This window comes from Streptomyces sp. NPDC093111, from assembly GCF_040683955.1.
Taxonomy (GTDB): domain Bacteria; phylum Actinomycetota; class Actinomycetes; order Streptomycetales; family Streptomycetaceae; genus Streptomyces.
This window is the reverse complement of record NZ_JBFBNW010000001.1, coordinates 273,283-287,001: the sequence shown is the minus strand read 5'-3', so window position 1 is coordinate 287,001 and position 13,719 is coordinate 273,283. Positions and strand designations below refer to the sequence as shown.

General features: G+C 74.2%; 11 protein-coding genes and 1 pseudogene. 4 read left to right on the top strand and 8 right to left on the bottom strand.

Translation table 11 applies throughout. The features are described 5' to 3' along the window. Window positions 1–27 precede the first annotated feature (27 nt). Window positions 28–1,482, top strand: a complete 1,455-nt coding sequence (locus AB0Q96_RS01340) for a hypothetical protein (RefSeq protein ID WP_365320962.1) — start codon at window positions 28–30, stop codon at window positions 1,480–1,482. A 40-nt stretch (window positions 1,483–1,522) separates the two neighbouring features. On the opposite strand, the gene AB0Q96_RS01335 is transcribed toward AB0Q96_RS01340, so the two are convergent. Beyond that, a complete protein-coding gene (locus AB0Q96_RS01335) occupies window positions 1,523–2,350 on the bottom strand; it encodes a hypothetical protein (protein WP_365320961.1) in 828 nt (275 codons plus the stop codon). 41 nt (window positions 2,351–2,391) lie between these two features. On the opposite strand from AB0Q96_RS01335, the gene AB0Q96_RS01330 reads away from it, so the two are divergent. Then, window positions 2,392–4,947: a helicase C-terminal domain-containing protein gene (locus AB0Q96_RS01330; RefSeq protein ID WP_365320960.1), complete on the top strand. Its 2,556-nt coding sequence runs from the start codon at window positions 2,392–2,394 to the stop codon at window positions 4,945–4,947. A gap of 97 nt (window positions 4,948–5,044) precedes the next feature. Here the strand turns inward: AB0Q96_RS01330 and AB0Q96_RS01325 are convergent. The 5 genes and pseudogenes from AB0Q96_RS01325 to AB0Q96_RS01305 all read right to left on the bottom strand — a co-directional run. Further along, a pseudogene (locus AB0Q96_RS01325) lies at window positions 5,045–5,710 on the bottom strand (HAD family phosphatase); the annotation flags it as partial. Window positions 5,711–5,838: 128 nt separating this feature from the next. After that, window positions 5,839–6,933, bottom strand: coding sequence for an ABC transporter ATP-binding protein (locus tag AB0Q96_RS01320; protein WP_365320959.1), 1,095 nt, complete (start codon window positions 6,931–6,933; stop codon window positions 5,839–5,841). Window positions 6,934–6,935: 2 nt separating this feature from the next. Next, window positions 6,936–7,772 (bottom strand): ABC transporter permease subunit, encoded by an 837-nt coding sequence (locus AB0Q96_RS01315; protein WP_365320958.1) that lies wholly within the window; start codon window positions 7,770–7,772, stop codon window positions 6,936–6,938. Beyond that, window positions 7,760–8,701: an ABC transporter permease subunit gene (locus AB0Q96_RS01310; RefSeq protein ID WP_365320957.1), complete on the bottom strand. Its 942-nt coding sequence runs from the start codon at window positions 8,699–8,701 to the stop codon at window positions 7,760–7,762. Before AB0Q96_RS01310 ends, AB0Q96_RS01315 begins: the two co-directional genes overlap by 13 nt. After that, window positions 8,698–9,867 carry an extracellular solute-binding protein gene (locus AB0Q96_RS01305; RefSeq protein ID WP_365320956.1) on the bottom strand — a complete coding sequence of 390 codons (1,170 nt, stop codon included), beginning with the start codon at window positions 9,865–9,867 and terminating at the stop codon, window positions 8,698–8,700. Before AB0Q96_RS01305 ends, AB0Q96_RS01310 begins: the two co-directional genes overlap by 4 nt. Window positions 9,868–10,086: 219 nt before the next feature. On the opposite strand from AB0Q96_RS01305, the gene AB0Q96_RS01300 reads away from it, so the two are divergent. Continuing rightward, window positions 10,087–10,830 (top strand): GntR family transcriptional regulator, encoded by a 744-nt coding sequence (locus tag AB0Q96_RS01300; protein ID WP_365320955.1) that lies wholly within the window; start codon window positions 10,087–10,089, stop codon window positions 10,828–10,830. Window positions 10,831–10,900: 70 nt separating this feature from the next. After that, on the top strand, window positions 10,901–12,541 hold the full coding sequence (locus AB0Q96_RS01295) for a DNA repair helicase XPB (RefSeq protein ID WP_365320954.1): 1,641 nt from the start codon (window positions 10,901–10,903) through the stop codon (window positions 12,539–12,541). A 172-nt stretch (window positions 12,542–12,713) separates the two neighbouring features. Here the strand turns inward: AB0Q96_RS01295 and AB0Q96_RS01290 are convergent, their stop codons facing one another. Both AB0Q96_RS01290 and AB0Q96_RS01285 read right to left on the bottom strand, forming a co-directional pair. Further along, on the bottom strand, window positions 12,714–13,241 hold the full coding sequence (locus AB0Q96_RS01290) for an RICIN domain-containing protein (RefSeq protein WP_365320953.1): 528 nt from the start codon (window positions 13,239–13,241) through the stop codon (window positions 12,714–12,716). A gap of 165 nt (window positions 13,242–13,406) precedes the next feature. Continuing rightward, window positions 13,407–13,589, bottom strand: a complete 183-nt coding sequence (locus AB0Q96_RS01285; protein ID WP_365320952.1) for a hypothetical protein — start codon at window positions 13,587–13,589, stop codon at window positions 13,407–13,409. Window positions 13,590–13,719: the final 130 nt, after the last annotated feature.

Sequence of the window (13,719 nt, the reverse complement as noted above, 5' to 3'; positions counted from 1 at the left end):
GCTCGGCCGGCCGGGACGCTGGGGGGTATGGAACGCCGGACCAAGGTCACGGTGCAGCCGGCCAACTCCCGAGGGCTGCGCGAGGTGCGCATCGGCGGTGAGACGGCGGGCAGCGCCTGGTCTCCGCGAGAACTGCGGCGCCTGCTGCGCCGCCACGGGTATCCCGAGGACGTCGACCTGGACGACCGGACGCTCGTGAGCTGGCACGGCGGCGGGAGCGAGGTGTGGCCCGACCGCACCGGGCTCCGCCGGACGACGATGGGCCTGATGGTGGTGGGCCTGGTGGGCGGCTGGGCGCTGCTCACCTCCATTGGCATCCCGGACGCCTTCGACGCGCTGACCTTCGCGGGGCGGATCTCCGGGTTCCTGTTCATCCTCGGGGGCGTGACCGAGGTCGCGGCGGCCGTCGCGGCCGTGGACTACTGGGGCAAGCGCGGCCTGAAGGTCTCCGGGGCGCTCGTCCTGGTGGGCGTGCTCATCGCGCTGACCGTCAGCACCCTGCTGGTCTTCCTGTGGTTCCAGGAGCTGGAGTACACGCCGTACGTGATGGCCTTCTTCCCGCTCTTCGCCTGGTCACTGTGGGCGCTGTGGGTGTGCGTCCGGGAGAAGGTGTGGCGCGGCCTCCCGCACCCGACGAAGATCGCGGCCGGCGTGACGGCCACCGCGCTGCTCGCCGCGGTGAACCTGGCGTACTCCTCCGTCTACCAGCCCACCGCCGCACCGGCGAACCTGACGATCTGGGTGCGGTTCGGGGAGCCCCGGACGGACCTCACCAACCCGGTCCACCTGCTCCCGGTGACGCTCCGGCTGAAGAACACCGGACCGGTGCCGCTCTACATCCTCGCCGACGGCTGGAACGTCTACGGGCGCAGCGGGAAGTACGTCGAGAAGAGCAAGGAGCTGAGGGACCGCAGGAACGCGCTGGAGACGGGGTCGGAGCGGCAGGGCGACGCCTCGCTGCACCTCGGCTCCGTCTCGTACACCGCCCTCGGCGTCGGCCCCTTCACCGGGCCCGGCAGCTACTACGAGCCGGGCGAGGAGTACAGCGAGGACAAGATGGTCGAGATCCCGAAGGCGTCGACGTTCGACATGATCGACGCCGACCTGAACATCACGGTCATGCGGATGGACCGCGGGAGGATCGACCTCGACACCTTCAGCGTCGCGGAGCACTCCTGGGACAAGGACGCCTTCCTCCACTGCGATCCGAAGGACTGCGGCGGGGAGTTCCTGACGTACCACTCGCCGGTGCGCTACACCAACAACCTGATCAACGTCACCCGCAAGCCCCGCTACGTGACCGCGTGGTGGGGACTGGGCCCGGACGACTCCAACTACGACGCGTCCATCTCCACGTTCAAGGGGCAGGGGTTCATCAGTGACGCCGAGACGGAGCGGGAGAACCGCAGGTTCGACCTGTTCACCGTGACGGCCGACGCCGCGATCCCGTTCGCCGCCGTGGTGCACCCGGACGCGCCCTGAGCCGGTCCACTGGTCACATCTGTCGCACCCGTCGCACCCGTCACCCGCGTCGCGACCGCCACAGCAGATACACCCCCGACGCGACGGCCGCCGCCCGCAGCGTCCAGGGCCAGGTGTCCGAGAGCGCCGCGCCCATCGCCTCGCCGCCCGCCGGGACGGCCTCGCCCCAGCGGCCCGCGAGACGCCCCCACAGCCAGACGGCGCCGCCGGTCGCGGCCAGGCCCGGGAGGACGAGGACGGCGGCACGCCGCTCGCGGGAGAAGTAGGCGAGGAGCCAGCCCGCGGCGAGCGGGAGCAGCCAGCCGCCGGCCGCGCCGGCCAGCAGGAGGAGGGCGGCGACCAGGAGGAGCGGGCTGCCGAGGCGGAAGGAGAGGCGACGCCGGAGCGTGCCCCGCTCCTCCGCGACGGCTTCGTCCCCGCCCTCGTCGTCGTCGGCCCCGTCCTCGTCATCCACCGGTGGCTTCAGGAGTTCCGGGATCTCCACGCCGCCGTAGAAGCCGAGGGCCGCCGGGGCGTCCATGGCGTCGACGACATCGCCCGCCGCGCCGTCGTCCCCGCGCCACCAGTCCGGCTCGCGGGGACCCGGGACGGCGGTGTCGGCCGGCTCCTTCGCCGGAGCGTCGGCCGGGCCGCCCTCGCGCGGACCGGGGACGCGGCCCGGCGGCGCGCCGACCACCTCGTCCGGGGTGCCCAGGTCGCCGAGGATCCCCCGCACCGGCTCCCCCTTCACCGTGCGACGGCGTTCGATCTCGTCGCGCAGGCCCGTGACCAGCTCGCGGCGTTCCGCGGCCGGCATCCTGCGCTGCTGGGCCAGGTCGCCGACGCGGCTCAGATAGTCGAAGACCAACTGGTCGTTCTCGATCCCCACGGCATGACGGTAGCGCCTGCGCAGGGGCTAACGTGGTGCGGATGGGGATCGGTGAGCTGGACCGGGAGGCGCACGTGCCCGAGGCAACAGGTGTCGGCGCGGCGCCGCGCACCCTCGCGGAGGCGCTGCGCGCCGGTGCGGACGGGGGGATCGCGGCACTGCTGCGGGCCCGCCCCGACCTACTCGCGCCGGTGCCCAACGACCTGACGCAGCTGGCCACCCGGGCCGGCACCCGCGGATCCGTGGTCCGGGCCCTGGAGCGGCTCGACCGGTTCGCGCTCCAGACCGCCGAGGCGCTGGCCGTGGCGCCGGACCCCGCCCCGTACCCCGTGCTGCTCGCCCTGCTGACCGGCGACGCCGACGACCCGGAGATCGAGGCGGCGCTGCCCCGCGCGGTCGGGGTGCTGCGCGAACAGGCCCTGGTGTGGGGCGACGACGAGCGGCTGCGGCTGGTGCGGACCGCGCGGGAGCTGCTCGCCCCGTCGGCGCAGCACCCCTCGCCGACCGGGCTCGGCCCGACGGTCGCGGAGGCGACCTCCGGCATGTCGCCGGGGCGGCTCCAGGAGATCATCGCGGCGGCCGGGCTGCCCGCGACGCACGACCCGGTGTCGGCCGTCACTGCGCTGGCCGGGCTCTTCACGGACCGTACGAGGATGGCGGCGCTGCTCGACACCGCGCCGCCCGAGGCCCTGACGGTGCTCGACCGGCTGGTGTGGGGCCCGCCGTACGGCGAGGTGACGGCGACCCCGACGCCGCCGGTGCGCTGGCTGCGCGACCGGGGGCTGCTGCTGCCGGTGTCCACGCGGACGGTGGTGCTGCCCCGGGAGGCGGCGCTGCACCTGCGCGGCGGGCGGGCGCACCGGGTGCCGGAGCCGGTGGCGCCGGCGGTGGCGACGGCCCGCGAGTACCGTCCACAGGTGGTGGACGGCGCGGCGGCCGGCCAGGCGTACACCGCCCTCGCGACCGCCGAGGAGCTGCTGAAGTCCTGGGACCAGGGCGGCCCCCCGGTGCTGCGGGCCGGCGGCCTGGCCGTGCGCGACCTCAAGCGCACCGCGACCGCCCTCGACACTCCCGAACCGCTCGCCGCGTTCTGGCTGGAGCTGCTGTACGCGGCCGGGCTGCTCGCCTCGGACGGCGAGGCCGACGAGCGGTACGCGCCGACCCCCGCCTACGACGACTGGCTCGACCTGCCGCCCGCCGAACGCTGGGTCGCGCTCGTCGTCCCCTGGCTGGCCGCCACCCGCACCTCCGGCCTCGTCGGCACCCTCGACGGCAAGGGCCGCGCCCTCGCCACCTTCGGCCCCGGCCTGGACCGGGCCGCCGCCCCCGAGGTCCGCCACCGGGTCCTCGACCTCCAGGCGACCCTCCCGCCGGGCGCCGCCGCCGACCGCGCCTCGGTGCTCGCCCGGCTGCGCTGGGACCGGCCGCTGCGGGGCGGCTCCGGCGGACCGGGCACCGAGCCCGCGCCCGGCACCGAGGGCGGCGCCGGCGCGGACCTGCGCGCCCGGATCGCCGAATGGACCCTGGACGAGGCCGAACTCCTCGGCGTCACCGGCCGGGGCGCGCTCGCCTCGCCCGCCCGCGCGCTGCTCAACCTGCCGCTCGCCGAGGCCGCCCCCGACACCGCGCACCCGGGCGACTGCGAGCCGTCCGTCGCCGCCTCGCGGGCCGCGACCCTGCTCGCGCCGCTGCTGCCCGAGGCCGTCGACCACGTGCTGCTCCAGGCCGACCTGACGGCCGTCGCCCCCGGGCCGCTGCGCCGGCCGCTCGCGGAGGTGCTCTCGGTCCTCGCCGACGTGGAGTCGAAGGGCGGCGCGACCGTCTACCGCTTCACGCCCGGCTCGGTGCGGCGGGCGCTGGACGCCGGGCGCAGCGCGTCCGACCTCCAGGACTTCCTGACCGCGCACTCGCGCACGCCGGTGCCGCAGCCCCTCTCGTACCTGATCGACGACGTGGCGCGGAAGCACGGGCACCTGCGGATCGGCGCCGCCTCCGCGTACGTGCGCTGCGACGACGACGCCGTGCTCGGCGAGATCCTCGCGGACCGGCGCTCGGCGCCGCTGCGGCTGCGCCGGCTCGCGCCGACCGTGCTGGCCGCCCAGGCCGATCCGAAGGCGCTCCTGGAGGGGCTGCGGGCGATGGGGTACGCGCCGGCGGCGGAGTCCGCCGAGGGCGACGTCCTGATCACCCGGGCCGACGCCTACCGCACCCCGCCCCGCACCGCCCCGGCGCCCGTCCCGGACGGCCCGCCCGCCCCGGACGCGACGCTGCTCACGGCGGCGGTACGGGCCATCCGGGCGGGCGACCGGGCCGCCACGGTGGTCCGCAAGGAGCCGTCCACCCCGCTCGCGGCGGGCGCGCTCCCCCGCACCTCGGCCGCCGAGACCCTGGCCACCGTGCAGGCCGCCGCCCTCACCGGCTCGGCCGTGTGGATCGGCTACGTCAACGCGGAGGGCGCCGCCAGCCAGCGGGTCATCGCGCCGGTCCGGGTCGAGGGCGGCTTCGTGACCGGGTACGACCACACGGCCGACGAGGTGCGGACGTATCCGCTGCACCGGATCACGGGCGTGGCGGAGCTGGAGGACGGGGAGGCCTGAGGCCGCGGCGGGTGTCCACAGCCCCTCGGACCCGCGGGTCGGCCGCGGGTCGGCCGGGGGTCGGCCTTCCGGCACGGCCCTACGGCATCGGGGTCGTGAGGGACCGCAGCAGCTCCGGTGTCACGCCCGTCAGGCTGTGCCGCACCGTCCGGCCGGGCGCCGGTCCGATCGGGGCGACCGACGGGACGGCGAGCACCGGGCAGCCCGCGGCCTCCGCCGAGGCGACGCCGGTGGGGGTGTCCTCGACGGCCACGCAGTGCGCGGGGGCGACACCGAGGGCGTGGCAGGCGGCGAGGTACGGCTCGGGTTCGGGTTTGGTGCGCTCGGTGTCGTCCGCGGTGACCGAGACGGCGAACTCCGGGGCGCCGAGCGCCGCGAGGGCGTCGAGCACGGTGTCGGCGACGGTCCGGGGCGAGGCCGTGACCAGGGCGGTCGGCACCCCGTCGTGGGCGAGCGCGGTGAGCAGCGCGAGGGCGCCGGGGCGGGGCTCGACCCCGGCCCGTACCCGCTCGGCGAACTCCCGGTGCAGCTCGGCCGCGAGCGCGTCGGCGGGGGCGGGGGTGGCGGGGTTGGTGGCGGGGTTGGTGGCCGCCAGCCAGGCCGCCGTGTGCTCGACCGGGCGGCCGAGGACGTCCGGGCGGTCGGCGTCGGTCAGCGGGCGGCCCGCCACCTGTTCCACCGCCTCCCACCACAGGCCCTCGGTGTCGACGAGCGTGCCGTCCATGTCGAACAGGACGGCGTGCAGGGGGTGTTCGATGGTCACGCTGGTTGCTTTCTCTTTCACGACGTCGTACACGGCGTCGCACACGTCGTCGTACACGTCGTCGCACACGTCGTCGTACGGGGGGGGCGGCCCGCGCCACCGGTCCAGTTGTCGCGCGGGCCGCGGTCTCAGGCGGCGCGCGCCGCGACGAGGACGGGGCGCTCGCGCGGGGTCACGGTGACGGCGTCCCCGGCGGCGAGGGCGGCGGCCTCGTGGGTGGGCAGGTCGGCCTTGACCTCGGTGGCGTCGGCGAGCCGGACGGTGAGCCGGGTCGTCGCGCCGAGGAAGGCCGTCGCCACGATCCGGGCCGAACAGGCGCCGTCCGTGGTGACCTTGAGGTCTTCGGGACGTACGAGGACGTCGACGTCGGCCGTCGCGGGCGCCTCGCCGTCGACGGGGAGGCGGCGGCCGAGGACCTCGACCGTGGTGCCGTCGAGGCGGCCGGGGATGCGGCTCATGGTGCCGACGAACTCGGCGACGAAGGCGGTCGCGGGGCGCCCGTACAGCTCGGCGGGGGCGGCGCACTGTTCGAGGCGGCCTGCTCGCATGACGGCGACCCGGTCGGCCATGGACAGCGCCTCCTCCTGGTCGTGCGTCACGAAGAGGGTGGTGATGCCGAGTTCGGACTGGATGCGGCGGATCTCCTCGCGGAGCGTGAGCCGCACCTTGGCGTCGAGCGCGGACAGCGGCTCGTCGAGGAGCAGGACGCGGGGGCGCAGCGCGAGGGCGCGGGCGAGGGCGACGCGCTGCTGCTGGCCGCCGGAGAGCTGGTGCGGGAAGCGGGCGCCCTTGTCGCCGAGGCCGACGAGTTCGAGGAGTTCGGCGGCCTGCCGGCGCCGTTCGGCCTTGGCGGTCTTGCGCATGCGGAGGCCGAAGGCCACGTTGTCGACGCAGTCGAGGTGGGGGAAGAGGCTGTACGACTGGAAGACCATGCCGGCGTCGCGCCGGTGGGCCGGCACGTGGGTGAGGTCCCGGCCGTCGACGAGGACGGCGCCGGAGTCGGGGGTCTCGAAGCCGGCGAGCATGCGCAGGGCGGTGGTCTTGCCGCAGCCGGAGGGGCCGAGCAGGGCGAGCAGTTCGCCGGGCCGCACGGTCAGGTCGAGCCCGTCGAGGGCGGTGGTCGGCCCGAACTGCCTGCGCAGGCCCCGGAATTCGACGGTGGCGGCCTCGGTGGTGGCGGACGTCGCGGGTGCGGGCGTGGCGTCGGTGGGGGTGACGGTCATGGTTATCCCTTGGCGGTACGGGTGCGGCGGGCGCCGGGCGCGCGGCCGCCGGCCCCGGCGAGGGCCAGGAGCAGCACCCAGGTGACGAGGAGGCTGAGGACGGAGACGGCCACGGACATCTGGGCCTGGGAGCCGGAGATGTTCACGATCCACACGGCGAAGGGCCGGAAGCCGAGCAGCTGGGCGACGGTGTACTCGCCGAGGACCAGGGCCAGGGCGAGGAAGGCCGCGTTCATCAGCGCGCCGCGCAGGTTCGGCAGCACCGCGGTGACCAGGGCGCGGACGGGGCCGGCGCCGCAGCTGCGGGCGGCCTCGACGAGGGTGCGGACGTCGACGGCGCGCAGGCCCGCGTCGAGGGCGCGGTAGGTGAAGGGCAGCGCCATCACGACGTACGCGAGGACCAGGACGACGGGGAAGTCCGGGTTCTGCAGGGCGACGAAGGTCTGGAAGAGGGGGGTGCGGGCGAGGTGCTCGGGGCCCCACTTCAGGACGGTGCCGAGGCCGGCGACGAAGGCGATCGGCGGGACGACCAGGGGCAGCGAGCAGACCGTCTCGACGAGCGGCCGCAGCCGGGGCGCGCCGAGCCGCAGGGCGACCATGGCGGGCACCACGAGGAGCAGGACGACGGCGATGGTGACGGCGGCGAGGCCGAGGGAGAGCAGCAGGCTGGTGGTGAAGCCCTCGGTGCCGATGATCTGCGTGTAGGCGTCGAGGGTGAAGCCCTGGCCGGGTACGTCGACGGTGAAGACGACGGAGGCGGCCAGCGGCACCAGGAAGTAGAGCCCGGCGAGGCCGAGGACCCAGCGGCGCCAGTGGGGGGCGGGGTTCAGGCGAGCCATCGGGAGCTCCGGCGTTGCAGGGGCAGGTAGACGGCCATGACGAGACCGGCGACGACGACCATGTCGAGGCTGAGGGCGAGCGCCACGTTCTCCTGGCCGACGAGGACGTTGCCGGAGAGGGCGTCGGAGATCTGCAGGGTGACGAGCGGGACGGCGCTGCCGACCATCGCGGCGGCCGTGGCGTACGCGGCGAAGGCGCTGCCGAAGAGCAGCACGAACCCGCCGAGCAGGCTGGGCAGCAGGACCGGCAGGGCGACGTGGCGCCAGTACTGGGCGGTGGTGGCGCCGTTGCTGCGGGCGGCCTCGCGCCACTGGGTGCGCAGGCCGTCCAGGGCGGGGGTGATGGTGAGCACCATCAGGGGGATGAGGAAGTACAGGTAGACGAGGACCAGGCCCCAGAAGCTGTACAGGCTCCACCCGTGGTCGGCGAGGCCGAACCGGCGGGTGAGGACGCCCGCGTTGCCGAGGGTGGCGACGAAGGCGAAGGCGAGCGGGACGCCGCCGAAGTTGGCGAGCACGCCGGAGGCGGTGAGGACGGCCTCGCGCAGCGCGCGGGAGCGGGAGGTCACCACGGCCTGGGCGAGCGGGAGTCCGAGCAGGGCGGCGAGGACGGCGGCGGTGCCGGAGAGCTTGACGCTGCCGAGCAGGGCGGTGAGGTAGGCGCCCTGGAGGGAGGTGGTCAGGTTCTGCGTGCCGTACGAGGCGGGGCCGCCGGCCGGGTCGTCGACGGTGAACGCGCCGCCGAGCATGGCGAGCGCGGGGACGCCGAAGGCGAGGGCGGTGAAGGCGAGCAGCGGGACGGCGGCGAGCCAGGCGGGGGCGCGGAGGCGGCGGCGCGGCCGGGCGGCGGGCCCGGCGCCGGGGGTGCGGCCCCGCCGCTTCCCGGAGGTGGTCCGGGAAGCGGGGGACTCGGTCGGCGTGCTCGTCATCCGGAGACGGCCTTGCCCCAGCCCTGGGCGAGGACCGTCTTGGCCTTGGCCTGCTGGGTCTCGGTCGGGAAGGACGGGATGCCGGAGACGGCGGGCAGCTTGAGGGCGGCCTGCGCGTCGAGGGTGCCGGCCTTGTCCATGGCGGGCATCAGGACGGGCCGGGCGAAGCCCTTGAGCCAGAGGTTCTGGCCCTCGGCGCTGTAGAGGTACTCCTGCCACAGGCGGGCGGCGGCGGGGTGCGGGGCGTCCTTGTTGATCGCCTGCGAGTAGTACATGGCGTAGCGGCCGTCGGTGGGGACGGCGACCTTCCAGTCCGGGCCCTTGGACTTGAACTCCTCGGCGTAGCCGGCGTTGAGGTAGTCCCAGTCGATGCTGATGGGCGTCTCGCCCTTCTCGACGGTGGCCGGGGTGGACTCGACGGGGGTGTAGTTGCCGTTCTTCTTCAGCGCGGCGAAGAAGTCGAGGCCGGGCTGGATGTCGTCGAAGGAGCCGCCCTGGGCGAGGGCCGCCGCGTAGACGCCGCCGAACGCGGAACCGGACTTGGTGGGGTTGCCGTTGAGGGCGACCTGACCCTTGTACTCGGGCTTGAGGAGGTCCTTGAAGGTGGTGGGGCAGTTCTTCACGCGCTTGGCGTCGCAGCCGATGGAGACGTAGCCGCCGTAGTCGTTGTACCAGCGGGCCTTCGGGTCCTTCTGGCCCTCGGGGATGTCGTTCCAGGCGGCGACCTTGTACGGGGCGAGGAGGCCCTGCTGGGCGGCGCTGAGCGCGAAGGAGCTGCCGAGGTCCAGGACGTCGGGGGCGCGGTCCTGGCCCTTGCGGGAGGTGACGGCGTTGACCTCGTCCTGGCTGGAGGCGTCCGGGTTCTCGACCTCGACCTTGATGCCGTACTTCTGCTGGAAACCGTCGATGAGGGCGCCGTAGTTGGCCCAGTCGCGGGGCAGCGCGATGGCGTGCAGCGCGCCCTCCTTCTTGGCCGCCTTCACCAGCGCGTCCAGGCCGCCGAGGTCGGCGGCGGAGGTCGCGGTGGCGGCGTTCTTGCCGTCGGGGGTGGCGGCGTTCTCGGGAGCCGCGCCGCAGGCGGTGAGGGCGAGCGCGGCGACGAGGGCGAGGGAGCCGCCGAGCGCGGCGGTTCTCGGGAGGCTCAGCGAGGGCGTGGGGACGGGCACGGCATCTCCAGGGGAGCGTCGATCCAGGGGAGAGGTGATCAACTTGTATGGACAAGTTGGCCCCAGTACGCCGGTCGTCCGTGTCGTGAACATGAACAAAAGAGGAACGGGCGCCCGCCATTCCCTGCACATTGGCAGCGTTTTCCAGCCACTTACCCGCTCAACTACGCTGGTACGGCTGCGCACTGAGAACCACACTCGACGCGCGAAGGGGGACCCATGCCGACGACACGGCACGAACGGATCGCGGAGGAGCTGCGCCGGGCCATCGACCGCGAGGAGTACGCGGTCGGCGGCCGGCTCCCCACGGAGGCCGAGCTCGCCGCCCGCTACGACGCCTCCCGCGGCACCGTCCGCCAGGCCCTCGCCGCCCTCACCGCCGAGGGCCTGATCGGCTCCCGCCAGGGCGCCCGCCGGGTCGTCCTGGCTGGCCGCCGCAGCCAGAGCTTCGCCGAGCTGCGCAGCTTCGCCCAGTGGGCCCAGGCCATGGGCCGCACGGCGACCGGCCGGGTCGTCACCCAGGAGTACCGCCCCGCCACCGCCGAGGACGCCGGCCGCCTCCACCTCCCCGAGGGCACCCCGCTCCTCAACGTGCTCCGGCTCCGCGGCCTGGACGGCGAGCCCGTCCTCGTCGAGCGGAGCGTGTACGCCGACTGGATCTCCCCCGCCGTCGAGGCCATCGACCCCGGCTGCGCCTCGGTCACCCAGCGCCTGTACGAGGACACGGGCCTGGTCTTCGCCCACGGCGAGCACGTCATCGACGCCATCGCCGCCGGCGCCCACGACGCCGGCCTCCTCACCGTCCGCCGCACGAGCCCCCTCCTGCGCGTCCGCCGCGTGACCACCACCCACGACGGCCGCCCCGTCGAATGGTCCGACGACCGCTACCGCCCGGACGCGGTGAGCTTCACCGTCCACAACTCGATCGGCAACAACGCGCTGGCCCGGACTACTGCGGGCTGACCATTCCCGCGCCGGTCGGGCAGACTGGATGTTTGGCCACGTTCGGCCGCTCGGAAGGGAACGACGACACGTGAACGGTCCACTCATCGTCCAGAGTGACAAGACGCTCTTGCTGGAGGTCGACCACGAGCAGGCCGAGGCCTGCCGCCGGGTCATCGCGCCGTTCGCCGAGCTGGAGCGGGCGCCCGAGCACATCCACACGTACCGGGTGACGCCCCTCGGGCTGTGGAACGCGCGGGCCGCCGGACACGACGCCGAGCAGGTCGTGGACGCGCTCGTGGAGTACTCGCGGTACCCGGTGCCGCACGCGCTGCTCGTCGACATCGCCGAGACCATGGCGCGCTACGGGCGGCTCACGCTCTCCAAGCACCCCACCCACGGGCTGGTGCTCACCACCACCGACCGGCCCGTCCTGGAGGAGATCCTCCGCTCCAAGAAGGTGCAGCCGCTGGTCGGGGAGCGGCTCGACCCCGACACGGTGGCCGTGCACCCCTCCGAGCGCGGCCAGATCAAGCAGACCCTGCTCAAGCTGGGCTGGCCCGCCGAGGACCTCGCCGGTTACGTCGACGGCGAGGCGCACCGGATCGACCTCGCCGAGGACGGCTGGGCGCTGCGCCCGTACCAGCAGCAGGCCGTCGAGGGCTTCTGGCACGGCGGCTCCGGCGTCGTCGTACTGCCCTGCGGGGCGGGAAAGACGCTGGTCGGAGCGGGTGCCATGGCCAAGGCCAAGGCGACCACCCTGATCCTGGTGACGAACACGGTCTCGGCCCGGCAGTGGAAGCACGAGCTGGTGAAGCGGACCTCGCTGACCGAGGACGAGATCGGCGAGTACAGCGGGACCCGCAAGGAGATCCGGCCGGTCACCATCGCCACGTACCAGGTGCTCACCACCCGCCGTAAGGGCGTCTACCCCCACCTGGAGCTCTTCGACTCCCGCGACTGGGGCCTCATCGTCTACGACGAGGTGCACCTGCTGCCGGCCCCCGTCTTCAAGTTCACCGCCGACCTCCAGGCCCGGCGGCGGCTGGGTCTCACCGCGACGCTGGTACGCGAGGACGGGCGCGAGTCCGACGTCTTCTCGCTGATCGGGCCGAAGCGCTTCGACGCGCCGTGGAAGGAGATCGAGGCGCAGGGCTACATCGCGCCCGCCGACTGCGTGGAGGTCCGGGTCGACCTGACCGACGCGGAGCGGCTCGCGTACGCGACGGCGGAGGCGGAGGAGAAGTACCGCTTCTGCGCGACGACGGCGACGAAGCGGAAGGTGACCGAGGCGCTGGTGAAGAAGTTCGCCGGGCAGCAGATCCTCGTCATCGGGCAGTACATCGACCAGCTGGACGAGCTCGGCGAGCACCTGAACGCCCCGGTGATCAAGGGCGAGACGTCGAACGCGCAGCGCGAGAAGCTGTTCGACGCGTTCCGCAACGGCGAGATCAGCGTGCTCGTGGTGTCGAAGGTGGCGAACTTCTCGATCGACCTGCCGGAGGCGACGGTCGCCATCCAGGTCTCGGGCACGTTCGGCTCCCGGCAGGAGGAGGCCCAGCGCCTCGGCCGGGTGCTCCGCCCGAAGGCCGACGGGCACCAGGCGCACTTCTACTCGGTCGTCGCCCGCGACACGATCGACCAGGACTTCGCGGCGCACCGACAGCGCTTCCTCGCGGAGCAGGGCTACGCGTACCGGATCCTCGACGCGAGCGAGCTGCTGGCGCCCTGAGGGTCGGGGAACGGGAAAGGGCGGCCCCGGGAACGGGGCCGCCCTTTCTGATCCGGCGGGTCCGGCGGGGCCGGCGGGTCCGGCGGGTCCGGCGGGGCCGGCGGGTCTGCCGACTCCGGCGGGTCTGCCGGGTCCGGCAGGTCCGGCAGGTCCGGCGGGTCCGCCCGGTCCGCTACCAGCGCGGGACGCCGCCCCAGAGCTGGTTGGCGCCCTTGTGGCAGGTCCACTGGTTCGCGGTCGCGCCCCACGTCGAGCTCCAGCCGCCGATCTCCAGGCACTTGCCGCTGTTGACGTTGACGAGGGCCATGGCCCCGGTCCCGTCACCGGGGTAGTCGATCGCGTACCACAGCTGGTTGTCACCACCGGTGCAGTCCCACTGCCCGGCGGCGGCGCCGTCGTTCGTGCGCCAGCCGGCGATCTCCAGGCACTTGCCCGAGTTCTTGTTGATCAGCCGCCAGCGGTTCTCGGGGAACTGCTGGTCGAAGTACCAGACCTGGTGCGCGCCGCCACCGCATCCCCACTGGGTGGCGAGCGCGCCGTTGCCCTTCGACTCCCCGTAGGTCTCCAGGCACAGGCCGCTGGAGCCGTTGGTGAGCCTCGGGACGTCCACCGCCGACGCCGGCGTGGCCGCCATGCCGATGAGGAAGGTGAACGCCAGGGCGAGTCCGCCGATCAGCCGGCGTCGTATCGAGCTCAACATGTCCCCCGTTTTTCGTACGTCGTGTACGTCGTGGGGGAGCGCGCACGCCGGCCGATGACGCCTCGCGGGGAGCACACCCCCCGTGTCTCCTTGAGCGCCAATTAGATCATCTCGGCGCGTGGCGCTCCGAGATGACGCGACGGGGCCGGGGGGGGCGGGGGCGGCTCAGGCCTGGTGGGCGGGGCGGGGGTCCCGGACGCCCGCCTCCCCGTCGTGCACCCCGAGCACGACGACGGCGACGAGCGCGCCGCCGAAGGCGCGTATCGCGCGCAGCGGCGCGGTGGCCGCGCGGCGGGCACGGTGCAGGCTGGGGGCGGTGGGCGCGGGGGTGAGGGTCGTGGCGGTCATGTATCCATGATGGAATCCGGACATTAGGAACACATCGGCCCTGGGGTGGAACCGGGGTCCCCCGCGAGTCGGACCCCATCCCCTACGGGTCCCCCACGGGCCTCCCACGGGGCTCCTACGGGTCCCCCAC

Coding starts and splice junctions, on each gene's coding strand:
- AB0Q96_RS01340 (WP_365320962.1), top strand. CDS start 28: ATGGAACGCCGGACCAAGGTCACGGTGCAGCCGGCCAACTCCCGAGGG.
- AB0Q96_RS01330 (WP_365320960.1), top strand. CDS start 2,392: ATGGGGATCGGTGAGCTGGACCGGGAGGCGCACGTGCCCGAGGCAACA.
- AB0Q96_RS01320 (WP_365320959.1), bottom strand. CDS start 6,933: ATGACCGTCACCCCCACCGACGCCACGCCCGCACCCGCGACGTCCGCC.
- AB0Q96_RS01315 (WP_365320958.1), bottom strand. CDS start 7,772: ATGGCTCGCCTGAACCCCGCCCCCCACTGGCGCCGCTGGGTCCTCGGC.
- AB0Q96_RS01310 (WP_365320957.1), bottom strand. CDS start 8,701: ATGACGAGCACGCCGACCGAGTCCCCCGCTTCCCGGACCACCTCCGGG.
- AB0Q96_RS01300 (WP_365320955.1), top strand. CDS start 10,087: ATGCCGACGACACGGCACGAACGGATCGCGGAGGAGCTGCGCCGGGCC.
- AB0Q96_RS01290 (WP_365320953.1), bottom strand. CDS start 13,241: ATGTTGAGCTCGATACGACGCCGGCTGATCGGCGGACTCGCCCTGGCG.
- AB0Q96_RS01285 (WP_365320952.1), bottom strand. CDS start 13,589: ATGACCGCCACGACCCTCACCCCCGCGCCCACCGCCCCCAGCCTGCAC.